Raw genomic sequence first — 23,754 nt, 5'->3', positions numbered from 1 at the left:
CGATGAGGGTGGTTTCAGCTCGCGGGAACGCGCGCCCAATCCGGTGCTTGGTATAGACCAATAGCCCTCTCATGCCGCAGGATCAGTCCCCGTGGCACGCAGACACGTGGTCGCCGTCGACATCGGTGGCACCGAAACCAAGGCGGCGCTCGTCACCGGCACCTCGGACGAGGTGGCGGCGCACAAGCACGCGCGCCGGGCGACCCCGACCGAGCTCGAACCCCTGCTCGACGTGATCGCCGAGCTCGTGCAGGAGCTCGGCGGTGCCTCCGAGCACGAGATCGACGCCGTGGGGGTCGTGGCGCCGGGCATCGTGGACGAGGCCGCCGGGATCGGCGTCTACACGGCCAACCTGCCGTGGAGCCGGTTCCCGTTCGGCACCGTCCTCACCGAACGGCTCGGCGTGCCCACCGCGTTCGGCCACGACGTCCGCGCCGCGGGCCTCGCCGAGTGCCGCATGGGTGCCGCCCGGGACCTGCGCAACGCCGTGATCATGCCCATCGGCACGGGGATCGCCGGTGCGCTGCTGCTCGACGGCAGGATCTTCAGCGCCGGCGGCTTCGCCGGCGAGATCGGCCACGTGGACGTCGGCCACGGCGAGCCCTGCGCGTGCGGCCAGACCGGCTGCGTGGAGACGGTGGCGTCGTCCGCGGCGATCGCCCGCCGGTACACCGCACGTACCGGCACCCCCGTCCACGGCGCCGCCGAGGTCGCTCGCAGGGTGCGCGACGGGGAGCAGGACGCCGTGACCGTCTGGCACGAGGCCGTGGACGCGCTGGCCAGGGGGATCCTGGTGCTGGCGACGCTGCTCGGCCCCGAGGCCGTCGTGCTCGGCGGTGGGCTCGCACTCGCAGGAGACCTGCTGGTGGAGCCCTTGAGGGAACGGCTGGACGGGCTGATCGCCTTCCAGCGCCGACCGGAGCTGCGGCTCGCGGCGCTCGGCGACGAGGCGGGCTTCCTCGGCGCGGCGCTGCTGGCCATCGACACGCTGGAGGCGTGATGAGCACGTGGGGTGGACCTGTCGACGTGACCCTGACCGGTGGTCGGGTCGTCACGCCGGACGGGGTGCTCGAGAACGGGTGGGTCAGCGTCCGCGACGGCAGGATCGCGGCGGTGGGCGACGGGGTCGCACCCGACGGCCCGACGACCGACGTCGGCGGGGGCACGATCGTGCCCGGGTTCGTCGACATCCACTGCCACGGCGGTGGCGGGGACGCGTTCACCAGCAGCGACCCGGTGAAGATCCGCAAGGCCGCCGCCGCGCACCGCAGGCACGGCACCACGACGCTGCTGGCCTCGCTGGTCTCGCGCCCGGTCCCGGAGCTGGCCGACCAGGTGTCCGCGCTGGCCGAGCTGGTCCAGGAGGGCGTCGTCGCGGGCGTCCACCTGGAGGGCCCGTTCCTGTCCGCGGCCCGCTGCGGCGCGCACGACCCGGCGATCCTGTGCCCGCCGGAGCAGACCGCGGTGACGAAGCTGCTCGACGCGGGCAAGGGCACCGTCCGCATGATCACCATCGCGCCCGAGCTGGAGGGCGCGGTCCAGGCCGTGCGCCAGCTCGTCGACAACGACGTCATCGCGGCCATCGGCCACACCGACGCGACGGAGGCGCAGGTCCGCCCGGCCGTCGACGCCGGCGCCTCGGTGGCGACGCACCTGTTCAACGGCATGCGCCCGCTGCACCACCGCGAGCCGGGCCCGATCGGCGCGCTGCTGGACGACGAGCGCGTCACCGTCGAGCTCATCTGCGACCTCGTGCACCTGCACCCGACCGCGGTCCGCCTGGCCGCCCGGCACGCCGGGCTCCGGCGCACGGTCCTCATCACCGACGCCATCGCGGCGGCCGGTGTCGGCGACGGCGTGTACGACGTCGGCGGGCTCGAGGTGCGGGTCGTCGACGGCGTCCCGACGCTCGCGGGCGGTGCCGCGCTCGCCGGCAGCACGCTCACGATGGACGTGGCGTTCCGCAACGCCGTGAACTCGTGCGGGCTGTCGCTCGTGGAGGCCGCGCACGCCACGGCGACGCGCGGCGCGGACCTGCTCGGACTCGACACCGGCAGGCTCCAGGCGGGCTGTGCGGCGGACCTCGTCGTGCTGGATGCAGAATTGAAGCCGAAGGACGTGTTGGTCAGGGGCGAGTGGGTCAAGGACTAGGGGCATGGCGGACGATCCGGAGCGGTTGGTGACCGACGCGCTGAGGGCGCAGGCGACCAGCACGAATGCCGGATTTGCCGCACATGTCCAGATTGCCGACGAACGCCCGGCACCCGTGTCCGCGTGGTGGGTGCTGGGCCTCGCGCTGCTGTTGGGCCTGGCAGCGGGCACGGTGGCCGCAGTGATCACGCTCAGCTGACCTGTACCGTTGTGGCCGTGACTGTTGCATTGGGCCCTGACTGGCTGGACCCCACCGTTCTGCTGAACGGGCTCGGCCCGTACATGCTCATCGGGCTGTGCCTCATCATCTTCGCGGAGTGCGGGCTGCTCGTCGGCTTCTTCCTGCCGGGCGACTCACTGCTGTTCACAGCGGGTCTCTTCGTCGCCGCGGGCACCATCGACACCCCGCTGTGGCTCGTCTGCGTGCTCCTCACGGTCTGCGCGTTCGTCGGCAACGTGGCCGGCTACTACATCGGCGCGAAGGCGGGCCCCGCGCTGTTCGCCAAGCCGGAGTCGAAGATCTTCAAGAAGGAGTACGTCGACAAGACGCAGGAGTTCTTCGACAAGTACGGCGCGCGCGCCATCGTCCTCGCCCGGTTCGTGCCGATCGTCCGCACGTTCATCACCGCGATGGCCGGCGTGGGCAAGATGGACCCGAAGAAGTACTTCACCTACTCCGCGATCGGCGGCGTGGCGTGGGCCGCGGGTCTGACGATCCTCGGCTACTTCCTCGGCCAGGTCACCTTCATCAAGGAGAACCTGGAGATCACGCTGCTCGCCATCGTCTTCCTGTCGATCGTGCCGATCATCATCGAGGTGATCAAGGCGCGCAAGGAGAAGAAGGCGCTGGTGGAGGCCGAGGCCGACGACATCACCCAGGTGATGGAGGCGCAGATCCAGGACGACTCGACGCAGATCATCCCGCGCGTCGAACGCTGACCCAGCACTTGCCGGAGGCCCGTCCGCTCACCGAGCGGGCGGGCCTTCGCGCTCGAGTCCCCCCGGACCGGCCGAGCCTGGTGTCAGAGGCTGAACATCGAGCCGGGGTTGAACAGGTTCTCCGGGTCCAGCGCCCGCTTGATCTCGCGGTGGACCCGGAGCCCGACCGGCCCGATCTCCTTCTCCAGCCACTCGCGCTTGATCTTGCCGACGCCGTGCTCGCCGGTGACCGTGCCGCCGAGCGACAGCCCCAGGGCGAGGATGTCGTCGAACGCCTTCTGGGCGCGGGCGAACTGGTCGGCGTCGGCGGGGTCGTAGACGATCGTCGGGTGCATGTTGCCGTCGCCCGCGTGGCCGACGACGGCGATCTTCAGACCCACCTCCGCGGCGATGTCCTCGCAGCCCTGGATGAGCTCGGCGATGCGGGTGCGGGGCACGCACACGTCGTCGGTCAGCCACGAGCCGTAGACCTCCAGCGCCGTCAGCACGGCCCGGCGGGCGGTCAGCAGGTCGCGGCCCTCGTTGACGTCGTGGGTCGCGTACACGAGGTCGGCCTCGAGGCAGATCTCCTCGATCTTGCGCAGCTCGTCGCGCGCCTGCTCACCACCCGCGTCGGACTGGCAGATGAGCAGCGCGGCGCAGCCGGGACCCGCGCCGAGCTCGGTCTTGAGGTACTGCTCCACGGCCTCGATCGAGGTGCGGTCCATGATCTCCATCAGCGACGGGACCAGGCCCTCGCGGACGATCTTGCTGACCGCCGCGCCGGCCTTGGCCGTGCTGCTGAACGCGGCGACCAGCGTGGCCGGGGCCTGCGGCAACGGGCGCAGCGCGAGCGTGGCCTTCGTGATCACGCCGAGGGTCCCCTCGGAGCCGATGAAGAGCTTCGTCAGGTCGTAGCCCGCGACGCCCTTGACCGTGCGCCGGCCCGTGCGCAGGACCTCGCCGTCGGCCAGCACGACCTCCAGGCCGAGCACGGAGTCGGTGGTGACGCCGTACTTCACGCAGCAGAGACCGCCCGCGTTCGTGGAGAGGTTGCCGCCGATCGTGCACCAGTCGTAGCTGCTCGGGTCGGGCGGGTAGAACAGGCCGTCCTTCTCGACGGCGCCGCGCAGGTCGAGGTTCACCACGCCCGGCTCGACGACGGCGAGGCGGTTGTCGGCGTCGATCTCGACGATCGCGTTCATCTTGGTCGTCACGAGGACGACGCACCCCTCGATCGCGTTCGCGGCGCCGGACAGACCGCTGCCCGCACCGCGGGGGACGATCGGGACCCGGTGGCTCGCGCACGCCCGCACGACCGCCTGGACCTGCTCCGTGTTCAGGGGGAACACCACTGCCAGCGGGCTGCCGTGCGGCGCCAGCGGCATCATGTCGCGCCGGTAGCTCGCGGTGACGTCGGCATCGGTCAGGACGCCTGCGTCACCCAGTGCGGTGCGGAGTTCAGCGAGCAACGTCTCCATACCGGCCACGCTAGTCCGCTTCGACCGGCCCACCGGGAGGCGATTTCGGCGGCGCGGAGTTCACCCGGTGACCGGGTGTGCTCAACCCGGATTTCGTGCACCCGTCAGACCGATGAAGCAGCACGAACGGCGTAGCACCACGTACGCTGGCTCACCGTGGCGCATGCTTTCGCCTCGCTGGAGACCGCGGGTCCGGTGGCCGTCTGGGTCATCGTGCTCAGCTTCATCTTCGTCGAGTGCGCTTTCATCTTCGGGCTGTTCCTGCCCGGCGACTCGCTGCTGTTCGCCGCCGGCGTGGTGCTGGCGACCCACGGCGGCGAGCTGTCGGCGTGGCTGCTGTCCCTGGCCGCCCTGGTCGTGGCCGTCGCCGGCAACCTGGTCGGGTACTACATCGGCAGGGCGACCGGCACCCGCGTGCCCGCGCGCAAGGGCGGCCGGGTGCTGAACAGGCACAACCTCGAACGCGCCGGCGACTTCCTCGACCGCCGCGCCTTCTGGGCCGTCGTGCTGGCCCGCTGGATCCCGTGGATCCGCACCCTGGCACCGATGATCGCCGGCGCCGCCCGCATGGACCTCCGCCGGTTCACGGTGGCCACCACCCTCGGCGCCGTCGCGTGGGTGCCGACGCTGGTGCTCGCCGGCTACTACGGCGCGGGGATCCTGCAGCGGCTGCCGTGGCTCGAGACGGCGGCCATCGTCGTCAGCGTCGCGTTCTTCGTCGGCGGGACCGGCTGGGGGATCTGGCGCTACCGGCAGGAGATGGCCAAGCCGATCGACGAACCGGTCGAGGTCGGCCCCCACTAGCGACAAATCACGGCAGAAGTGCCACCATGTCTTTTCTCATAAGAGGCAGGGGAGGCCTGTTGTGCGTTTTTTCAGCCTATTGGTAATCGCAATCGCACTGTTCGGGGGAGTAACACCGGCTCACGCACAGGCGGCGCCACAATGCGGGGACACGCTCACGAAGAACGTCAGGTTGACCGCTGATCTGGAATGCCCGGGAACTGCCGGTCTCATTCTCGGTACCAATGGACTCGTGGTGAACCTGGACGGGCACACGCTCAGCGGTTCTCCCGCACTGAACATCACGGGCGTCGACGGCACGACCGTTCGCAACGGCAGCGTGCTCGGACCCGTCACCGCCGACAACGCCACCGGCACCCGGTTCGCCGACGTGACGTTCGGCAGCCGGTTCACCTCCTACGACTGGACCGGCACGACGTCGGTGACGTTCCTGCGGAGCACCATCACCGCGAACAGGCTCTTCTGCGGTGCCCGCTGCGAACTCCGCGACAGCACCTTCGCCGTCGAGCAGGTCTACGCGGAAGCGCTGGTGGTCCGGGGTGACCGGGGCACGACGAACAACATCAACTTCATCGGCGGCACCACCACCGAGATCATCGGCGCGCGGCTCGGGGCGTTCCGGGTGGGCGCGGCGGAGCGGCTGACCATCCGCGACAGCGCGATGGACGGGTTCGAGCTGTTCGCCCCCGGACGCCTCGACGTGCAGCGCAGCACGTTCAGCGGCGGGCCGTGGGTCGGCGTCCACACGCTCGGCAGCGGCGTCGTCCGCGACAACCGGTTCGAGAAAATGCCCAACGGCGGTCTGCGGATCGACGTCCAGCAGCCGTTGAAAGGCCGGCTGCTGGTCGAACGGAACGTCTTCGCGGACAACCGCGCCGACGGACTGCACGTCGAAGTGCCGATTCCACTCGACATCGTCGTCCGCGACAACCTCAGCGAGAACAACGGTCAGCACGGCATGTGGGCGACGCCCGGCACCGTGCGCGACGGCGGCGGGAACATTTCCCGCGACGACGCCCTCGGCTGCTTCTCCATCGCCTGCGGCTGAAATCGCCGCTAGAGCACCTCGGTGATCAGCAGGTCCGCTGATCCCTTCGACGAGTTCACCATCAACGCGTTGACGTGGTCCGTGCCGTGCAGCACGCGTTCCTCCGCCTCCGACAGGGTCCGCCCGTACCGCAGGTGGCGGTCGATCAGCCGCTGCACGCGCACGTCCTCGTCGATGAACAGGAACCACGCCTCGTCGAGGATGATCCGCACGCGCTTCCACTTGTCGTAGTTGAGCAGCAGGTAGTTGCCCTCGGTCACGACCAGCGGCACGTCCGGGTGCACCGGGACGGCGCAGGCGATCGGCTCCTCGATCTCGCGGCGGAACTGCGGCGCGTAGATCATGTCCGGCCCGCACGCCTTGATCCGGCCGAGCAGGTCGACGTAGCCGGGGATGTCGAACGTGTCGGGCGCGCCCTTGCGCTCGACGAGCCGCAGCCGTTCCAGCTCGCTCTGCGCGAGGTGGAAGCCGTCCATCTCGACGAGCACGGCCTGGCCGTCGAGGGCCTCGACGAGCCGCCGCGCGAGTGTCGACTTGCCGGAACCGGGTGCGCCGCCGATGCCGAGGATCTTGCGCTCCCCCTGGTCGGTGAGCACCCGAGCCCGTTCTAGCAGCTCCTCGAACCTGACCTGCTGTCCTGCCACCGCGCCAGCTCCCTGATCCAGTCCCCGACCGCACCGACGCGAACGGCGGCCGCCTCCGACGCGAAGCCGATGGCCGCCACCGGGTCCGTCCCCGACGCCAGCGCGTAGGCGTACGCGCCGTGCCAGACGTCACCGGCACCGTTCGTGTCCTTCACCTGCACCGCCGGCACGGGCACCTCTCCGGTCGAGCCGTCCCGCGACCAGGTCACCGGCGCCGCACCCCGCGTGCGGATCACCAGCGGCACCCCGTAGGAGTGCACCCCGGCATCGGACAGCTCGAACCCCGAAGCGCAGGCGGCCACGTCGACCAGCGGCAACAGGTGATCGAGGACAGGTTTCCAGCTCCCGGCGTCGAGCACCACAGGCAATCCCGCCTCCTTCGCCTGCCGGGCCGCCGGGATCGCCAGTCCGTCGTGGTGCCCGTCCAGGAGCAGGACGTCCGCGGCGGCCACGAGATCGGACAGATCGGGCGCCTCGACCGGCACGGACGCGTTGCGCGAGACGACAGTGCGCTCCCCATCAGCGCTTCTGACGACGACCATGCTCACGGGCGTCGTCCCGGCCACGACGGTGACTTGGACCGGCTCCAAGGAGGCCCGGACGACATCACCCAGCGCGTCGGCGCCCAGTGCGGTGAGCAACGCGGCCCGCCCGCCCAGCGCCGCGACCGCACGGGCCGCGTTCGCCGCCGGGCCGCCCGGTGCGAGGGTCACGTCGAGCGAGGTGATCTTCTGCCCCGGCTCCGGGAACGATTCCACCCGTTGGGTCACATCGAGTGTTGTGAGCCCGACACACAGCACGGCTGCCATCAGGGCTTCCTCCAAACGGGTATGGTCCCAGGTCATGGTCACCATGCGGGATGTCGCGGCTCTCGCGGGGGTCTCCATCACCACGGTGTCACACGTGATCAACGAGACCAGGCCCGTCGCCGGGGACACGCGCGAGCGCGTGCAGAAGGCGATCGACGAAACCGGGTACACCGGTGACGCCATCGCACGGTCGCTGGTCATGGGTGGCACGAAGTCGCTGGGCCTCGCGGTGTCGCTGGTGTCCCACCCGTACTTCGCCGAGCTCATCGCCGCCATCGAGTCGGAGGCGACCCGCAACGGCTACTCGCTCGTGCTGATCGACACGCGGGACACCCCCGAGTCCGAGCAGGCGGCGGTCAGGATGCTGCGCTCCAGACGCGTCGACGGGCTGCTGCTCACGCCGTCGGCGGGCGGCGGGAGCCTCGTGCTGCCCGAGCTCAAGAAGCAGGGCATCGCCACCGTGCTGGTGGACCGGCTGACCGTGGCCAAGGACATCGACCAGGTCGGGCCGGAGAACGTGCAGGCCACGTCGGGTCTCGTCAAGCACCTCGCGGAGCTCGGCCACCGGCGGATCGGCATCGTCTGCGGCAAGACGGGCGTGGCGACGACCGAGGAGCGCATCCTCGGCTACCGCCTCGGCCTCGGCCGCGCGGGCCTCAAGTGGGACGAGGCGCTGGTGTCGCAGAGCGGCTGGCTCGCGCCGCTGCTCGACCAGGACGACCCGGCGACCGCCGTCGTGGCCGCCGACCACCTCGTGACCGTCGGGATGCTGCACGAGATGCGCGCCCGCGGCCTGAAGCTCGGCACCGACCTGGCCGTCGTCGCCTACGACGAGGTGGAGTGGGCGACCCTGATAGACCCGCCGCTCACCACGCTGGCCCAGCCCGTCGAGGAGATCGGCCGGACCGCGGTGAAGCTGCTGCTCTCGCGGATCGCCGACCCGGACCGGGCGCCGGAGACCATCCGCCTCGCCCCCTCGCTGTTGCACCGGCAGTCCTGCGGGTGCTGATCCCCGGGCCCTGGAGTCCGTGCGCGACTACTCACCCGAGCGGTTCCGCGAGGACGCGAAACCGGGCCTGACCCCTCAGCCGGGTTTGACGTTCAGACCGTTGCGTTCGAGCAGGGCAGCAGCCTCCAGGCACATCCAGCCGCCGAGCTGGACGGACAGGTCGCGCCCCTCCGCTTCCTTCGCGGGGACGGTCCACTCCGGACCGAACAGCGGGCCGCTCACCGCCATCGTGCGGTTCGTCCACGCCGCCTCGGCCGACTGGACGACGAGCTCCCGCGCGAGGTCCGCGGTCACCGCCCGGTCCGGGTCGAGGTCGGGAATCGTGAGCGCCGCCTGCGCGAGGTAGCGCGTGAGGATGCCCGCGAACAGGCCTCCGTCGCCCCCGCCCTGCCCCTTGAGCACGCCGTTGGTGGCGAGGTCGTCGTGCACCGCGGTGATCGTCCGGGCGGCCCGGTCGAGCCACTTGTCCTGCTGGCCGTGCTTCGCGAGCTCGACGCACGCGCCGATCAGCACGCCCTGGCAGTAGGTGTAGATGGTCTTCTCGACCTCGCGGATCTCGCCGTTCGGGTGGACGTGCAGGCCGTCCCACGCGAGGCCGCTGCTCTCGTCGACCAGGTGCTCCTCGATCCAGTCCACGGTGGACCGGGCGCGGGCGAGGTCGGTCCGCTCGTTCTGGCGGGCCAGGAAGATCGCGGCGGGACCGTTGGCGGGCACGTTCTTGAAGTCGTCGTCGCGCTTCCACCAGATGCCGCCGCCGGCGTGGTCGGTCCAGCCGTCGCGCAGCTGCCCGGCGATGGCGGTGAGGGCCTGGGGCTTCGCGACGCCCACCTCGTGCTGGGCGCGTTGCAGGGCCAGGCCGAGCCACGCCACGTCGTCGTAGAAGTCGTTGGTCCAGCCGAGGACGTTGCGCACCCGGATGCCGCGGACGACCTTGACGATCGCGGTTCTGCGCAGCTCGCCCGGCGCGCGCAGGTAACCGTCGACCATGCAGTCGAGCAGGTGCGCCTGCCACCAGTAGTTGAAGCTGGCGTGCAGCCGGTCGCGGAAGAGCGGGGGCCACGCCCGCGCCCCGAGCAGCGTGCCCGGCACACCCCAGACCCGTCGCAGATGCCTGGAGTACACCGCGCGCTCCGCGACGCCCGCGCGCGCAGCCAGCAGTTTCGCGATCGCCACTCGATCATCGTGAGTGCTTGACCGGTCAAGAAGCTCGGTGAATCGCCCAGTGGTACAGGCCCATGGCCACAGAAGTTGTCAGGTTGTAACTGCTGACCTTCTCGCGCATGGGCAGCCGGACGATCCGGGTGGCCCTCTCCCGCACCTCGGCGGACAGGCCGTGGCGCTCCGACCCGAACGCCAGCACGGCGTCGTCGGGGACCGGGCCCTTCAGCAGGTCGCCGTCCGCGTCGAACGCGATCAGCTCACCCGCGAAGTCGAGGCTCTCCGTCCTGGCGACCGGCAACGCGAAGTGCAGGCCCGCGGACCCCCTCAGCACGTTCGGGTGCCACGGGTCCACGTCGCCGGTCGAGAGCACGCCGCCCGCGTCGAGGCCGGCGGCGACCCGGATGGCCGCGCCGAAGTTGCCCAGGTTGCGCGGGTTGTCGAGCAGCACGACCGGGGCCTGCCGGTCGAACGGCAGCTCGGGCCGGTCCGCGAACCCGGCGACACCGGTCGGGTGCGTGCGCCCGACCCGCAGCGCGAACGCCTTCCGGTCGACCTCGGTGGCCTGCGCGAACCGGTCCACGAGGTCCGGCGCGTGCGACTCGGCGAGCCCGACCGCGGCGGCGAGGTCCGTCGTGAGCAACGGGTCCACCGCCGCGCCGAAGCGCAGCGCGTGCTTAACCGTGTGAAAGCCTTCGAGAAGCACGGGCACCAGCGTAGAAGCCGATCCACGACGTCAGGACGACCGCCCCGAGCACGAGCTGCACCAGCATCGACGCGCTCTCCGGGTACCAGACGCCGTCGATGTAGTGGTCGATGAACCCGGTCTCCAGCAGCGGCATCCCGGCCTGCTCGCGGAAGTGGTTCTCCCACACGGTGAGCGGGCACACCGTCGGCGTGATGATGCTGAGGATCGCCCACGCGCCGAGGGCCAGGTGCGGGTAGATGACCCACCGCCAGCGCCACGCGAGGAACCCGCCCGCGAGCAGGAACCCCATCACCGTGAAGTGCAGCACCACTACCGCTTCTGCGAACACCCCGGCCATTCGCACCACCCCGTCCTCCAGACTAGGACGGGGTGACTCGATCCGCTCTGGATAAAACCTCAGGCCAGCCCGAGGTCGTTCAGGTCGAGCAGGTAGCGGTACTGCAGACCCTCGGCCTCGATGGCCTCCTTGGCCCCCGTACCTCGGTCGACGACCGTCGCGACGCCGATCACCTCGGCCCCGTGCTCGCGCAGCGCTGTGACGGCCGTCAACACCGAACCACCCGTGGTGGAGGTGTCCTCGACGGCCAGCACGCGCTGCCCGCGGACGTCGATGCCCTCGATCTGGCGCTGCATGCCGTGCGCCTTGTTCGCCTTGCGGACGACGAACGCGTCGAGCACGTCACCGTCGGCCGAGGCGGAGTGCATCATCGCGTAGGCGACCGGGTCGGCGCCGAGGGTGAGACCGCCCACGGCGACGAAGTCCCAGTCGCTCGTGAGCTGCCGCAGGAGCTTGCCGATCAGGGGAGCCGCCGCGTGGTGCAGCGTGGCCCGCCGCAGGTCGACGTAGTAGTCGGCTTCCTTGCCACTCGACAGGGTCACCTTGCCGTGCACCACGGCCAGCTCGCTCACCAGACGGGCGAGCTCAGACTTCGCGTTCGCGTCCAAGACCACTTCAGTTCGCACAGGTCGCTACCTTCGCACACGCCGCCGTCACGTGCGTCCGCGCCCACCCGCCATGCGGGAGGCCATCTTGCGCACGACGGCCCGCGGGATCAGCCGCGAGATCGTCACGATCGCCTTGTACTGCAGGCCGGGGATCGACAACGGCTTGCCGCGGCGCAGGTCCCGCAGTCCTTCGTGGACCAACCGGTCGGCGTCGACGTAGAGGAAGTTCGGCGTCTTGGTCATGTCGATGTTCGCGCGCTTGTGGAACTCGGTGCGCACGAAGCCGGGGCACAGCGCCATGATCCGCACGCCGGTGCCCTCGGTCGCGAGAGCCATGCCCTCGGAGAACGTCGTCACCCACGCCTTGTCGGCGCTGTAGCTCGTGCCGCGGCCCGGCAGGAAGCTCGCGACGCTGGACACGTTGATCACGTCACCCTTGCCGCGGGCGATCATCGGGGGGATCGCCGCCCTGCTCAGGCGCAGCACCGTGGCGACGTTGACGTCGAGCTGGGCCTGGAGCTTCTCCACGTCGGCGGCGAAGAACTCGCCGCTGTTGGCGAAGCCCGCGTTGTTGACGAGCAGGTCGACGGCGGACTCGGCGAGGCGCGCCTCGACCTTGGCGCGCTCGGTGGCGTCGCTGAGGTCGGCGGGCAGGACGTCGACGTTGACGCCGTGGCGTTCACGCAGCTTCTGCGCGAGCTCTTCGAGTGCGGACGCGGTGCGCGCGACCAGCACGAGGTCGTACCCCTCGGCCGCGAGCCTGCGGGCGAAGGCGGCCCCGATCCCGACGGTAGATCCGGTCACCAGTGCGGTTGGCATGCCACCGCACGGTAGTCGGAAATCCGCCGGGGCCGAAGGCCGCCGATGATCACACTTCGTTCTTCGCCGGACGGCGCAGAACCGCGAGACGCAGCGCGAGGCCGGACACGACCAGAGCGACTCCGCCCGCCAGCAACCACCCGACCGACGCACCGGTGCTGGCCAGCGTCACGACGGACGCCGTGCCGGCGACGGCAACGGGTGCAACTGCTTTTCCTCCGTACATCGTGGATCCCTTTCCGGGGGCTCGGGGACACGACGGTGTTACGCACGGAGTATCTGAATTAATCTCAGATGTTTTACACGGAGAGTGGCGTGACCTGGAACACAGGTCTTTGGTCCCAAATCGGAATTTCGCTGGTGAGAGCCTTGCGAAGGCAGGTTACGGTGCGCCTCGTCACGCTCCGTGAAAAATCTACTGCTGCTTGCGCCCGAACGACGGCCGGTAGACCTCGCCACCCTCGTCCTCCTCGGCCGCCGGTTCCACGGCCTCGGCCGGGTCGGGGTCGAAGGGGTCGATGACGTCCGCCAGCTCACCGACGTCGCGCAGCAGCCGTTCCAGGCGCGCGGGCGACGAGTTGGGCGGCGCGGCGGCCAGCACCCAGTCGTGCTCCATCCAGACGACCGTGACGTCCCCGCCGATCTCCTCGGCGGCGTCGATCAGGTCGGGCGTGATGATCTTGCGAGCGGCCGGCACGTCCGTGACGAACGCGTACCGCGAGCCCACCGGCCCGAGCAGGTCCGGCATCGGCACCTTGTCGTTGTCGCGCTGGAACGGCACGGTCGACAGCCAGAGCTCGATCACCACCGACAACGCCCGCCGGCACCGCACGCCGACCAGCACGGAGTTGACCTTGCCGCCGGCCTCGTGGTCGAGCACGTAGACCTGCCGCCGCCCGTCGGCCGTGAAGGTCGAGCCCGCGACGACGTCCCGGGCGAGCCCGGTGCCGTAGTACGCGATGGCCCCCGCCTCCCACCGGGTCGGCAGCACGTGGTCTGTCTCCTCGAACTGCCAGCCGCGCAGAGCAGCCCAACGGCGCCGTTCACGATTACGCGCGGTTCGTTGCGCCCGGTCGGTCGCGAGCAGGGCGAACCCCGCCACGCCCGCCACCGCGGCGACGGTGAACCAGACCCACGCCGGTATGCCCACGCATGAAGCGTAGTGGGTCGAGGGCGAGGAACGAAGATCACTTCCGCGCGTCGTGCCCGCGGGTGCCTATTCGCGGTGGTGAGGACGCCGCACGGGTGTCCACACTGGCCCCGCGCACGCGTCAGCGGGCAACCGCGCACACGTCGGCAGGCATCACGAACGCGCCCCAGGCCGTTCGCCAGGCCGAAGATCCCCCGAGAGGCCGAACCTACCGGCCTCGCGGGGGATCCGGACGTCACGCCGTGCGGCCGACGATCAACCCGGTCTGGTCGTCCAGCACGTCGACCCGCACCGTGTCGCCGTCCCGCACCTCACCGGCCAGCAGCTCCTTGGCCAGCTGGTCGCCGATGGCCGACTGCACCAGCCGCCGCAGCGGGCGGGCGCCGTAGACGGCGTCGAAGCCGTTCAGCGCCAGCCAGTCGCGGGCCGCCGTGGTGACCTCCAGGGTCAGGCGGCGGGCGGCCAGGCGGTCGCCCAGGCGCGCGATCTGGATGTCCACGATGGACGTCAGCTCCTCGGTGGCGAGCGCGTGGAACACCACGACGTCGTCCAGCCGGTTCAGGAACTCCGGCTTGAAGTGCCGCTGCACCACGCTCATCACCGCGTCGCGGCGTTCGAGCTCGGTCAGCGACGGGTTCACGATCGTCTGCGAGCCCAGGTTCGACGTGAGCACCAGGATCGTGTTGCGGAAGTCCACGGTCCGGCCCTGGCCGTCGGTCAGGCGGCCGTCGTCGAGGACCTGCAGCAGCACGTCGAACACGTCCGGGTGCGCCTTCTCGACTTCGTCGAGCAGCACCACCGAGTACGGGCGGCGGCGGACCGACTCCGTGAGCTGGCCGCCCTGGTCGTAGCCGACGTAGCCGGGAGGCGCTCCGACCAGGCGGGCCACCGAGTGCTTCTCGGAGTACTCGCTCATGTCGATGCGGATCATCGCCCGCTCGTCGTCGAACAGGAACGCCGCCAGCGCCTTCGCGAGCTCCGTCTTGCCGACGCCGGTGGGGCCGAGGAACAGGAACGAGCCGGTCGGGCGGTCCGGGTCGGCCACGCCGGCGCGTGTCCTGCGCACCGCGTCCGACACGACGCGCACGGCCTCGGCCTGGCCGACGACTCGGCGGCCCAGCTCGTCCTCCATCCGCAGCAGCTTCGCGGTCTCGCCCTCGAGCAGCCGTCCCGCCGGGATGCCGGTCCACGCCGCCACCACGTCCGCGACGTCGTCGGGGCCGACCTCCTCCTTCAGCATCGCGGTCTCCTGGGTGGCCTCCGCGGCGGCCTCCAGCTCCTTCTCCAGCGCCGGGATGCGGCCGTAGCGCAGCTCGGCGGCGCGGCCCAGGTCGCCGTCGCGCTCGGCCCGTTCGGACTCGCCGCGCAGCGACTCGAGCTCCTCCTTCAGACCCCGCACGCGGTCGATGGAGCCCTTCTCGTTCTGCCAGCGGGCGGTCAGCGCCGCCAGCTCCTCGCGCTTCTCGGCCAGTTCGGCGCGCAGCGCGTGCAGCCGTTCGACCGAGGCCGCGTCGGACTCCTTGGCGAGCGCCATCTCCTCGATCTCGAGGCGGCGGACGGCGCGTTCGACGGTGTCGATCTCGACGGGCCGGGAGTCGATCTCCATGCGCAGCCGGGACGCGGCCTCGTCCACGAGGTCGATGGCCTTGTCCGGCAGGAAGCGCGCGGTGATGTAGCGGTCGGACAGGGTCGCGGCGGCGACGAGGGCGGCGTCGGTGATGCGCACGCCGTGGTGCACCTCGTAGCGCTCCTTGAGCCCGCGCAGGATGCCGACGGTGTCCTCCACCGACGGCTCGCCGACGAGCACCTGCTGGAAGCGGCGCTCCAGGGCGGCGTCCTTCTCGATGTGCTCGCGGTACTCGTCGAGCGTCGTGGCGCCGACCATGCGCAGCTCACCGCGGGCGAGCATCGGCTTGATCATGTTGCCGGCGTCCATGGCCGACTCACCGGTCGCGCCGGCGCCGACGATGGTGTGCAGCTCGTCGATGAACGTGATGACCTGGCCGGCCGAGTCGGTGATCTCCTTCAGGACGGCCTTGAGCCGCTCCTCGAACTCACCGCGGTACTTGGCACCCGCGACCATCGAGCCGAGGTCGAGCGACACGACCTTCTTCCCGCGCAGCGACTCCGGCACGTCACCGGCCACGACGCGCTGCGCCAGGCCCTCGACGATCGCCGTCTTGCCGACACCGGGCTCGCCGATCAGCACGGGGTTGTTCTTGGTGCGCCGCGACAGCACCTGCACGACCCGGCGGATCTCGGCGTCACGGCCGATCACCGGGTCGAGCTCGCCCTTGCGCGCGCGCTCGGTCAGATCGACGCCGTACTTCTCCAGCGCCTTGTAGGTGCTTTCGGGATCAGGAGACGTCACACGAGCCGACCCACGCACACGGCTGAAAGCCTCCTTCAACGCGTCCGGCGTCGCGCCGTGACGTCGCAGCAGGTCGGCCACCTGGCCGCCGTGCTGGGCCAGCCCGACGAGCAGGTGCTCGGTCGAGACGTACTCGTCGCCCATCTCGGTCGCAAGCTCCTGCGCCTTGCCGAGCACCCGCACGGCGTCGCGGGAGAGCTGCGGCGCGGAGACCGTCGAGCCCGAAGCGCTGGGCAACGACCGTGAGAGCTGCTCCAGCTCCTTGCGCACGAGCGTCGGGTCGGCGCCCACGGTCTCGAGCAGCGGCGCGGTCAACCCGTCCGTCTGCGCCAGCAGTGCGCTGAGCAGGTGCACGGACCCCGTGTCCGGGTTCCCGTTGAGCGTCGCGGCCTGGACCGCGGCGGAAACCGCCTGCTGCGTCTTCGTCGTCGGGTTGAAAGCGTCCATTCCTCCACCTCGTGGTCAGCCTCCAGCATGGACCATCATCCCGCACAACGTCAGAAAAGTTGAGTCTGTTCCGCTCAACTAGGAGAACGTGTCCGCCGTCGCGAAAATCGCACGTCACCCGGCCGGGGTTGGGCCAAGATCAGCCCATGACGTCCATCATCCACAGCATCACCGTCGACGCGCGCAACTCCTACGAGATCGCGACGTGGTGGAGCGAGGTCCTGGGCCACCCGCTGCACCCGGACGACAACCCGGGCGACCCGGAGTGCCTGATCGAGCTGCCGATCGGCATCCGGTACCTGTTCATCAACGTGCCCGAGGGCAAGGAGCTCAAGAACCGCCTGCACCTCGACCTGCAACCGTCCGACGGCACCCGCGACGAGGAGGTGGAGCGCCTCGTCGGCCTGGGCGCGACGGTCTTCGACGATCAGCGCAGGGCGGACGGCACGGGCTGGGTGACGATGCGCGACCCCGAGGGCAACGAGTTCTGCGTGGAACGCAGCGCAGCCGAACGCGCCGCGACCTCCTGACCACCGTCACTCGAAAGCACCAACAGCTTGTCCACAGCAGGTGCCGACTTGTCCACAATCCGCAGGTCAGTATCCACAGGTGAATCAGACTCAGTGGCGACCTTCTGTGCACCAGAACCCGTTGGGGTGACATCCACGGACTCGCGCAGCGGCTGTTCCTTGATCAGCAGCACCGCGATCACGGTGAACACCGCGAGCCCGGCGGCGATCAGGAACAGCTGCCCCATCGCGTCGCCGTAGGAGTCCCGCACGGCCGGGGAGAGGGAACCGCGGTCGAGCGTCTTCGTGCTCACGTGCGCGGCCAGCACGGCCCCGAGCACCGAGACGCCGGCCGTCCCGCCCAGCGACCGCAGGAACGTGGCCGTGGAGCTGGCCGCGCCGAGGTCCGCCATCCCCACACCGTTCTGCACGGCGAGCACGAGGTTCTGCATGGTCAGCCCGACACCGACGCCGACCAGCGCCAGGTAGGCCCCCATCAGCACCAGGTTGGTCGAGTGGTCGATCGTGCCGAGCAGCGCGAGCCCCGCGACCAGCGAGAACGAGCCCCACACGAGGTAGCTCTTCCACTTGCCTCTCTTGGCGATCAGCTGCCCGCTGACCGTCGAGGAGATGCTCAGGCCGAGCACCAGCGGCACGGTCAGCAGACCGGCCTTGGTGGGCGAGAAGCCGCGCGCGATCTGGAAGTACTGGCCCATGAACACCGAGGCCCCGAACATCGCGGTGCCGACCGCGACGCCACCGAGCATCGCGAGCACCACGGTCCGGTTCTGGAACAGGTGCAGCGGGATGACCGGCGCGGACGCCCGCCCCTCCACGAAGTAGGCACCGACGATCGCGAGCAGCGCCCCGCCGGCGAACAGCGCGCTCTCACCCGAGATCCACGCGAAGTCCTTGCCGGCGAACGACACCCACATCAGCACGAGGCTGACCCCGCCGGTGATCAGCGTGGCGCCGAGGTAGTCGATCTTCACGTGCTGCTTGACCGTCGGCAGGTGCAGCGTCTTGCGCAGCACGGCCAGCGCGACCAGCGCCAGGGGCACGCAGACGAAGAAGCACCAGCGCCACCCCGGCCAGTCGACGAGGAACCCGCCGACCAGCGGCCCGCCGACGGTGCCCGCCGAGATGACCATGCCGGTGTAGCCGCTGTACCGCCCGCGCTCGCGGGGGCTCAGCAGCGCGCCGACCACGACCTGGCCGAGCGCCTGCACACCACCCATCCCGAGGCCCTGCACGACCCGGAACCCGATCAGCTGCTCCATGTTCTGGCTGAGGCCGGACAGCACGGAGCCGACGACGAACAGCACGATCGCCGTCTGCAGCAGCATCTTCTTGTCGAAGAGGTCGGCGAGCTTGCCCCACACCGGCGTGCTGGCGGTGGAGGCCAGCAGCATCGCCGTGATGACCCACGTGTACTGGGTCTGCGTGCCCTTGAGCTCGGCCAGGATCGTCGGGAGGGCGTTCGAGACGATGGTGGAGCTGAGGATCGCGACGAGCAGCGCCACCCAGATTCCGGACAGCGCTTCGAGGATCTCCCGATGCGACGTGGGCCGGTTCAAGCACACCTCCAGAAGTTAGTTGATGTCATACAACTATATCCGGAGATAGTTAGCTAGGCCAACTAAATCGGTGACTGACGGGTCACACCGGAGGGTCGGCGAGGCCGGTGGAGCAGAGGTCGCGCGAGGCGGGAGGACCTACGAGGCCGAAGCGTCCCCGGCGGCGGCCTTCTCCGCCTTCACCCCGAAGAAGTCACCGCCCTTGGGCTTGGCGTCGTCGGTGCCCCAGTGCCGGATCCGCTCCACGGGAACCATCCGGGGGATGTGCTTGCGGCAGTGCACGTAAGCCTCCTGGACGGTGACGACGACCCACTGCTCGACCCGCTTGTCGTCGGTCTCGAACTCCTCGAGGGGCGCGATCCGGGCCCGCCCGTTCACGTGCAGCCCGATGAGGTCGTCCGCGAAGTCCACCATCAGCATCCCGACGTGCGGGTTCTCCATGATGTTGCCCAGCGACGCCATCACCCCGTTGCCCCGGTACTCGGGGTAGACGATGGTCCGCGAGTCGGCCACCCGCAGGAACCCGGCGCCGCCGCACCGCAGTGACGAGTCGCACGCCCCGTCCGCGTCGGCCGTCGAGATGAACGCCATCTCCATCCGCTCCACGAACTCGGCCATGGCCGAGTTCAGGTGGTCGAGCACCTGGTCCGAGTAGAAGCGCCTAGCGCGATCGGACGTCTCCAGGGCACATTGGAGGTAGTGCTCTCCGCGCGAGCCGGGGAGGTCGACACGGTCGGGTGAGGTGGTTTCAGTCAGCTCAGGCAGGGACACGCGGCCCACCCAAGCACGCAAGCGCGCAACCCGGTACAGACGGTTCCTCATATTCACACTGTTGCGGTAACAAGTAGTTGCGTAGGGTAATCACGCTTCGCTCGAAGGTGGCATCAAGGAGTCAAAGGGCTAGAACAGGGGTTACTGTCCACCCTGTCGGGGGACGGATGCTTGACGAGGAACGTCAGCGCCTTGCTGGCACCAATGCTCGACCAGGACGACAGCGCCTTGCTGGCGCCCATGAGAACGTGGAGACTGCGCGCGGACCATGACTGCGAACGCTGTGCTGAGCCCCATCCCTACCCCGCCACACCGCGAACCACCTCCTGGCGTCACCGCGATGGTGCGGATGATCCGGGAGAGCTTCGCGGTGGTGGAGCCGCACTCCGAAGAAGTGGCGAAGTTCTTCTACGGAATGCTCTTCTCGCTCTCGCCCGCCACACGCGAGATGTTCCCCGCGAACATGGAGGTGCAACGCAGCCGTCTGCTGCGCGCCCTCGTGCACGTGGTGCAGATGGTCGACCGCCCGGACGACCTCATCCCCTTCCTGCGCCAGCTGGGCCGTGACCACCGCAAGTTCGGTGTCATCAACGTCCACTACGAGGCGGTCGGGACGGCGCTGCTGTCCGCGGTCAAGAAGTACGCGGGTGCCGCCTGGACGCCGAAGGTCGAGATGGCGTGGGCCGAGGCCTACACGCTGATGGCTCGGGCCATGCAGGAGGCCGCCGACGCCGACAACGGCCCCGCCTACTGGCACGCGACCGTGCTGGAGCACCAGCGCGTCTCGTGGGACCTGGCCGTCGTCCGGCTGCAACCGGACCACCCGGTCAACTACAAGGCCGGCCAGTACGTCAGCGTGGAGACCCCGCAGCGCAAGCGGCTGTGGCGGTACTACTCGCCGGCGAACGCCCCCCGCGAGGACGGCGTCATCGAGTTCCACATCCGGTCCGTCGACGGCGGCTGGGTGTCCCGCTCGGTGGTCGGCCACACGCAGGCCGGCGACACCTGGCGCATCGGCCCGCCGATGGGACGTCTCTCGGTCGACCGCACGTCCGGGTCCGACGTCCTGATGGTGGCCGGCGGCACCGGCGTGGCGCCGATGCACGCGATCATCGACGAGATGTCGCAGTGGGGCGACAACCCCCGCGTGCACCTCTTCTACGGCGGTCGCACCCGTGAGGACCTCTACGACCTCGACAACCTGCAGCGCATCGCCACCACGAACCCGTGGCTGACGGTCGTGCCGGTGCTCGAGTCGGACCCCGGGGTCCGCGGCGTCGAACAGGGCAGCCTGGCCGACGTCGTCACGCGGTACGGCGCGTGGGAGGACCGCGACGTCCTGGTCTGCGGCAGCCCCGCCATGATCAGGTCGACGGTGTCCCGCATGCTGGTCGCCGGAACTCCGCTCGACCGGATCAAGTACGACCCGTTCACGCTCGACTAGGCTCGGCACGTCCGCGACTGGCGTGCCGAGGGTGGAAGAGACCACCGGGAAGCGACTGCCGTGCGCACCGAACGCCTGGGTGCCCGGCGTGGAGTCGCGCTGTGCTCGCTGAAACCGATCCCGCCGTGTTCGCGCTGATCAACGCGGAGGCCGACCGCCAGGCACGCAAGCTGCGCATGATCGCGTCGGAGAACGACGTGTCGCAGGCCGTGCTCGAGGCGACGGGTTCCGTGCTGACCAACAAGTACTCCGAGGGCTACCCCGGCAAGCGGTACTACGAGGGTCAGCAGATCGTCGACCAGGTCGAGCAGCTGGCGGTCGACCGGGCGAAGTCGCTGTTCGGCGTGGACCACGCCAACGTGCAGCCGCTGTCCGGCGCACCGGCGAACCTCGCCGTCTACCTGGCGTTCCTGCAGCCGGGCGACACCGTGATGGGCATGTCGCTGCCGATGGGCGGTCACCTCACCCACGGCTGGGGCGTCTCGGCGACCGGCAGGTGGTTCCGCGCCGTGCAGTACGAGGTCCGCAAGGACACCGGCGTCGTCGACCTGGACGAGGTCCGCGCGCAGGCGCTGGCCGAACGCCCGAAGGTGATCTTCTGCGGCGGTACGGCGATCCCCAGGACCATCGACTTCCCGGGGTTCGCGGAGATCGCGAACGAGGTCGGCGCGCTCTTGGTCGCGGACATGGCGCACATCGCGGGGCTGGTCGCGGGCGGCGCCCACCCGTCACCCGCCGGGCACGCGCCGGTGATCACCACGACCACGCACAAGACGTTGCGCGGCCCGCGCGGCGCCATGATCCTGTGCGACGCCGAGCACGCGAAGGCGATCGACCGCGCGGTGTTCCCCGGCCTGCAGGGCGGCCCGCACGACCACACGACCGCCGCGATCGCCGTGGCCCTGCACGAGGCCGCGCAACCGGAGTTCCGCGAGTACGCGCACACGGTCGTCGCGAACGCCAAGGCCCTGGCCGAGGCGCTGCTGGCCCGCGGCTTCGACCTGGTCTCCGGCGGCACGGACAACCACCTGGTCCTGATCGACCTGACGTCGAAGCTGCTCGGCGGCAAGCCCGCAGCGCGCGCCCTCGACCGCGCGGGCATCGAGCTGAACTACAACGCGGTCCCGTTCGACACCCGCAAGCCGTTCGACCCGTCCGGCATCCGCCTGGGCACGGCCGGCGTCACGACCCGCGGCCTCCAGCCCGCGCAGATGCCGCTGATCGCCGACTGGATCGACCGCGCGATCGCCGCCCACGACGACGACCGGGCCCTCGACCGGATCGCCTCCGAGGTCGAGGAGCTACTCGCCGCCCGCTAACCCCTGCACCGCGGCACGCACGTCGCCGAGCGTCCGGCGGGCGACCTCCCCGAAGTCCCCGCCGGCCTCGAGCCACCGGTCGTACCCGCGCTGGAACGCGAGCACCCCGAGCTCCGCCGCCACGACCGCCTCCAGCTCGGACACCCCGCGCGCCTTCAGCGCGTCGGCCATCGCCACGGCGAACCCGACCATCTTCAACGCGGCCCGCTCGCGCAGCTCGACGTTGCCCTCGATCACCGCCAGCCGCTGCGCCCCGTGCGACAACCGCTCCTCGCCGAACGTGGAGGCCGTGGCCACCAGCGCCGCCTCGACGGCGGCCAATGCCCCGGCCTCGAGCGGCGTGGCGGCGATCGCCCCGGTCATCAGCTCCGCGAGCTCGTCCTGCCCGCCGAACAACACCTCGCGCTTGTCGCGGAAGTGCCGGAAGAACGTGCTCTTGGTCAGCCCGGCGCGCTCGGCGATCTGCGCGACGGCCGTGCTCTCGTACCCCTGCTCGCTGAACAGGTCGAGCGCGGCCCGCACCAGCCGAGCCCGCGCGTCCGGCTCCCATCGCCCCATGCCCGCATCCTATGTGATGCGACTAAGTCCCATCGCTCTGCTACGGTTGATGAGACCAAGTCCCATCACTTTCCAGGAGCAAGTCCATGAAGGTCTTCGTCACCGGCGCCAGCGGCCACGTCGGCTCGGCCGTGGTCCCAGAACTGCTGCGGGCGGGCCACGAGGTGGTGGGCCTGGCCCGCTCCGAGGCCTCCGCGGCCAAGGTCGAGGCCCAGGGCGCCACCGCACTAAGAGGCACGCTCGACGACCTCGACCTCCTCCGCAAGGCGGCAGCGGAGTCCGACGCCGTGATCCACCTGGCGTTCAAGCACGACGAGATGTACGCGGGCGACTACCAGGGCGCAGCCGACGCGGACCTGACCGTGGTCAGGACGTTCCTGGACGAACTGTCCGGCACCGGCAAGCCGTTGATCGGCACCAGCGGCACCCTGTCCTACTCGAACCTGGGCCACACGGCCACCGAGGAGGAACGAGTCCCGAGCGAAAGCCCGAGAGGCGCAGCCCGCAACGAAATCCTCGACGCGACCGAGGTCCGCGGCGCGGTGGTGGTCCTCCCGCCCACCGTCCACAGCGCCCTGGACACGGCGGGCTTCATCCCGATCCTGGTGAACACCGCACGCAGGACCGGCGTCTCCGGCTACCCGGGCGACGGCACGAACCGCTGGTCAGCGGGCCACACCCTGGACGCGGCCCGCCTGTACCGCCTGGCGGTGGAAGGCGCCCCGGCCGGCGCGGTGCTGCACGCGGTGGCGGAGGAAGCCGTGACGATGAAGGAGATCGCGGAGGCGATCGGCCGCAAGCTGAACGTCCCGACCGAGAGCATCCCGGCAGAACGAGCCCAGGAGCACTTCGGCGCGCTGGCGTTCATGGTGTCGCGAGACGCACCCACGTCAGCGGAACACACGAAGGCCCTGCTGGGCTGGGAGCCGAAGGAGCCCACCCTCCTGGAAGACCTGGCAGCGGACTTCTACTACGAGCAGAGGTAAGCCACCGCGAAGCCGAAGGCGAGCAGTCAGCTTTTGCTTTTGAGCGCAGCTCTCAGCGGTGGGTGCCCCGTCACGAGTCGCACCACAGCACTCGCTGCGCCTGGGGAGGGATGTCAAACGGCCACGC

General features: G+C 70.1%; 25 protein-coding genes and 1 riboswitch. Of the genes, 11 read left to right on the top strand and 14 right to left on the bottom strand.

Annotated features, from left to right (window positions below):
- Positions 1 to 91 precede the first annotated feature (91 nt).
- From ACFWGZ_RS03745 to ACFWGZ_RS03730, 4 genes are read left to right on the top strand one after another with little or no spacing between them, the layout of a single operon-like run.
- Entirely contained in the window at positions 92 to 1,000 is a 909-nt protein-coding gene (locus ACFWGZ_RS03745; RefSeq protein WP_382449910.1) for an ROK family protein, read from the top strand.
- On the top strand, positions 1,000 to 2,151 hold the full coding sequence (gene nagA, locus ACFWGZ_RS03740) for an N-acetylglucosamine-6-phosphate deacetylase (protein ID WP_382449909.1): 1,152 nt from the start codon (positions 1,000 to 1,002) through the stop codon (positions 2,149 to 2,151). Before ACFWGZ_RS03745 ends, nagA begins: the two co-directional genes overlap by 1 nt.
- 4 nt (positions 2,152 to 2,155) lie before the next feature.
- Positions 2,156 to 2,350 carry a hypothetical protein gene (locus ACFWGZ_RS03735; protein WP_382449908.1) on the top strand — a complete coding sequence of 65 codons (195 nt, stop codon included), beginning with the start codon at positions 2,156 to 2,158 and terminating at the stop codon, positions 2,348 to 2,350.
- A 17-nt stretch (positions 2,351 to 2,367) separates the two neighbouring features.
- Positions 2,368 to 3,090, top strand: a complete 723-nt coding sequence (locus tag ACFWGZ_RS03730) for a DedA family protein (protein WP_382449907.1) — start codon at positions 2,368 to 2,370, stop codon at positions 3,088 to 3,090.
- Between the two features lie 83 nt (positions 3,091 to 3,173).
- Here the strand turns inward: ACFWGZ_RS03730 and ACFWGZ_RS03725 are convergent, their stop codons facing one another.
- Positions 3,174 to 4,550, bottom strand: a complete 1,377-nt coding sequence (locus tag ACFWGZ_RS03725; protein WP_382449906.1) for an FAD-binding oxidoreductase — start codon at positions 4,548 to 4,550, stop codon at positions 3,174 to 3,176.
- Positions 4,551 to 4,706: 156 nt separating this feature from the next.
- On the opposite strand from ACFWGZ_RS03725, the gene ACFWGZ_RS03720 reads away from it, so the two are divergent.
- Together ACFWGZ_RS03720 and ACFWGZ_RS03715 are read left to right on the top strand one after the other, a co-directional pair.
- A complete protein-coding gene (locus ACFWGZ_RS03720; RefSeq protein ID WP_382449905.1) occupies positions 4,707 to 5,354 on the top strand; it encodes a DedA family protein in 648 nt (215 codons plus the stop codon).
- Positions 5,355 to 5,586: 232 nt separating this feature from the next.
- A complete protein-coding gene (locus ACFWGZ_RS03715; protein WP_382449904.1) occupies positions 5,587 to 6,402 on the top strand; it encodes a right-handed parallel beta-helix repeat-containing protein in 816 nt (271 codons plus the stop codon).
- A gap of 8 nt (positions 6,403 to 6,410) precedes the next feature.
- Here ACFWGZ_RS03715 and ACFWGZ_RS03710 read toward each other — a convergent pair whose 3' ends face one another.
- Positions 6,411 to 7,046, bottom strand: a complete 636-nt coding sequence (locus tag ACFWGZ_RS03710; protein ID WP_382418916.1) for a nucleoside/nucleotide kinase family protein — start codon at positions 7,044 to 7,046, stop codon at positions 6,411 to 6,413.
- The gene (locus tag ACFWGZ_RS03705; RefSeq protein WP_382449903.1) at positions 7,010 to 7,855 is read right to left on the bottom strand and encodes a PfkB family carbohydrate kinase; all 846 of its coding nucleotides are present in this window, start codon (positions 7,853 to 7,855) and stop codon (positions 7,010 to 7,012) included. The genes ACFWGZ_RS03710 and ACFWGZ_RS03705 overlap by 37 nt, the downstream gene beginning before the upstream one ends.
- A gap of 34 nt (positions 7,856 to 7,889) precedes the next feature.
- On the opposite strand from ACFWGZ_RS03705, the gene ACFWGZ_RS03700 reads away from it, so the two are divergent.
- Entirely contained in the window at positions 7,890 to 8,864 is a 975-nt protein-coding gene (locus tag ACFWGZ_RS03700; RefSeq protein WP_382449902.1) for a LacI family DNA-binding transcriptional regulator, read from the top strand.
- Positions 8,865 to 8,939: 75 nt separating this feature from the next.
- Here ACFWGZ_RS03700 and ACFWGZ_RS03695 read toward each other — a convergent pair whose 3' ends face one another.
- From ACFWGZ_RS03695 to clpB, 8 genes are all read right to left on the bottom strand, one after another.
- Positions 8,940 to 10,037 carry a glycoside hydrolase family 76 protein gene (locus tag ACFWGZ_RS03695; protein ID WP_382449901.1) on the bottom strand — a complete coding sequence of 366 codons (1,098 nt, stop codon included), beginning with the start codon at positions 10,035 to 10,037 and terminating at the stop codon, positions 8,940 to 8,942.
- Between the two features lie 25 nt (positions 10,038 to 10,062).
- The gene (locus ACFWGZ_RS03690) at positions 10,063 to 10,728 is read right to left on the bottom strand and encodes a TrmH family RNA methyltransferase (RefSeq protein ID WP_382449900.1); all 666 of its coding nucleotides are present in this window, start codon (positions 10,726 to 10,728) and stop codon (positions 10,063 to 10,065) included.
- A complete protein-coding gene (locus tag ACFWGZ_RS03685) occupies positions 10,700 to 11,068 on the bottom strand; it encodes a DUF2784 domain-containing protein (protein ID WP_382449899.1) in 369 nt (122 codons plus the stop codon). The genes ACFWGZ_RS03690 and ACFWGZ_RS03685 overlap by 29 nt, the downstream gene beginning before the upstream one ends.
- A gap of 59 nt (positions 11,069 to 11,127) precedes the next feature.
- On the bottom strand, positions 11,128 to 11,682 hold the full coding sequence (pyrE, locus tag ACFWGZ_RS03680) for an orotate phosphoribosyltransferase (RefSeq protein ID WP_285637614.1): 555 nt from the start codon (positions 11,680 to 11,682) through the stop codon (positions 11,128 to 11,130).
- Between the two features lie 39 nt (positions 11,683 to 11,721).
- Positions 11,722 to 12,495, bottom strand: a complete 774-nt coding sequence (locus tag ACFWGZ_RS03675; RefSeq protein ID WP_382449898.1) for an SDR family NAD(P)-dependent oxidoreductase — start codon at positions 12,493 to 12,495, stop codon at positions 11,722 to 11,724.
- Between the two features lie 49 nt (positions 12,496 to 12,544).
- A complete protein-coding gene (locus ACFWGZ_RS03670) occupies positions 12,545 to 12,721 on the bottom strand; it encodes a peptidase (protein WP_382449897.1) in 177 nt (58 codons plus the stop codon).
- A 189-nt stretch (positions 12,722 to 12,910) separates the two neighbouring features.
- The gene (locus ACFWGZ_RS03665; RefSeq protein ID WP_382449896.1) at positions 12,911 to 13,645 is read right to left on the bottom strand and encodes a hypothetical protein; all 735 of its coding nucleotides are present in this window, start codon (positions 13,643 to 13,645) and stop codon (positions 12,911 to 12,913) included.
- A gap of 235 nt (positions 13,646 to 13,880) precedes the next feature.
- The gene (gene clpB / locus ACFWGZ_RS03660; protein ID WP_382449895.1) at positions 13,881 to 16,463 is read right to left on the bottom strand and encodes an ATP-dependent chaperone ClpB; all 2,583 of its coding nucleotides are present in this window, start codon (positions 16,461 to 16,463) and stop codon (positions 13,881 to 13,883) included.
- A gap of 146 nt (positions 16,464 to 16,609) precedes the next feature.
- On the opposite strand from clpB, the gene ACFWGZ_RS03655 reads away from it, so the two are divergent.
- Entirely contained in the window at positions 16,610 to 16,993 is a 384-nt protein-coding gene (locus ACFWGZ_RS03655; RefSeq protein WP_382449894.1) for a VOC family protein, read from the top strand.
- Here the strand turns inward: ACFWGZ_RS03655 and ACFWGZ_RS03650 are convergent.
- On the bottom strand, positions 16,891 to 18,549 hold the full coding sequence (locus ACFWGZ_RS03650; protein ID WP_382449893.1) for an MDR family MFS transporter: 1,659 nt from the start codon (positions 18,547 to 18,549) through the stop codon (positions 16,891 to 16,893). The two genes, ACFWGZ_RS03655 and ACFWGZ_RS03650, sit on opposite strands and share 103 nt — an antisense overlap.
- A gap of 138 nt (positions 18,550 to 18,687) precedes the next feature.
- Positions 18,688 to 19,191: a pyridoxamine 5'-phosphate oxidase family protein gene (locus tag ACFWGZ_RS03645; protein ID WP_382449892.1), complete on the bottom strand. Its 504-nt coding sequence runs from the start codon at positions 19,189 to 19,191 to the stop codon at positions 18,688 to 18,690.
- 469 nt (positions 19,192 to 19,660) lie between these two features.
- Here ACFWGZ_RS03645 and ACFWGZ_RS03640 point away from each other — a divergent pair, with 469 nt between their 5' ends.
- Positions 19,661 to 20,764, top strand: coding sequence for an FAD-binding oxidoreductase (locus tag ACFWGZ_RS03640; protein WP_382449891.1), 1,104 nt, complete (start codon positions 19,661 to 19,663; stop codon positions 20,762 to 20,764).
- Between the two features lie 6 nt (positions 20,765 to 20,770).
- Positions 20,771 to 20,852: riboswitch (ZMP/ZTP riboswitch) on the top strand.
- 13 nt (positions 20,853 to 20,865) lie between these two features.
- Positions 20,866 to 22,083: a serine hydroxymethyltransferase gene (gene glyA / locus ACFWGZ_RS03635; protein ID WP_382449890.1), complete on the top strand. Its 1,218-nt coding sequence runs from the start codon at positions 20,866 to 20,868 to the stop codon at positions 22,081 to 22,083.
- On the opposite strand, the gene ACFWGZ_RS03630 is transcribed toward glyA, so the two are convergent.
- The gene (locus tag ACFWGZ_RS03630; protein WP_382449889.1) at positions 22,066 to 22,641 is read right to left on the bottom strand and encodes a TetR/AcrR family transcriptional regulator; all 576 of its coding nucleotides are present in this window, start codon (positions 22,639 to 22,641) and stop codon (positions 22,066 to 22,068) included. The genes glyA and ACFWGZ_RS03630 overlap by 18 nt on opposite strands.
- 86 nt (positions 22,642 to 22,727) lie before the next feature.
- Here ACFWGZ_RS03630 and ACFWGZ_RS03625 point away from each other — a divergent pair, with 86 nt between their 5' ends.
- Positions 22,728 to 23,627, top strand: coding sequence for an SDR family oxidoreductase (locus tag ACFWGZ_RS03625; protein ID WP_382449888.1), 900 nt, complete (start codon positions 22,728 to 22,730; stop codon positions 23,625 to 23,627).
- Positions 23,628 to 23,754: the final 127 nt, after the last annotated feature.

Origin of the sequence: Lentzea sp. NPDC060358, assembly GCF_042725365.1 — a bacterium.
In the GTDB taxonomy this organism is placed as follows: Bacteria; Actinomycetota; Actinomycetes; order Mycobacteriales; family Pseudonocardiaceae; genus Lentzea.
The sequence above is the reverse complement of the archived record's forward strand: the minus strand, read 5'-3'. Positions and strand labels throughout refer to the sequence as shown.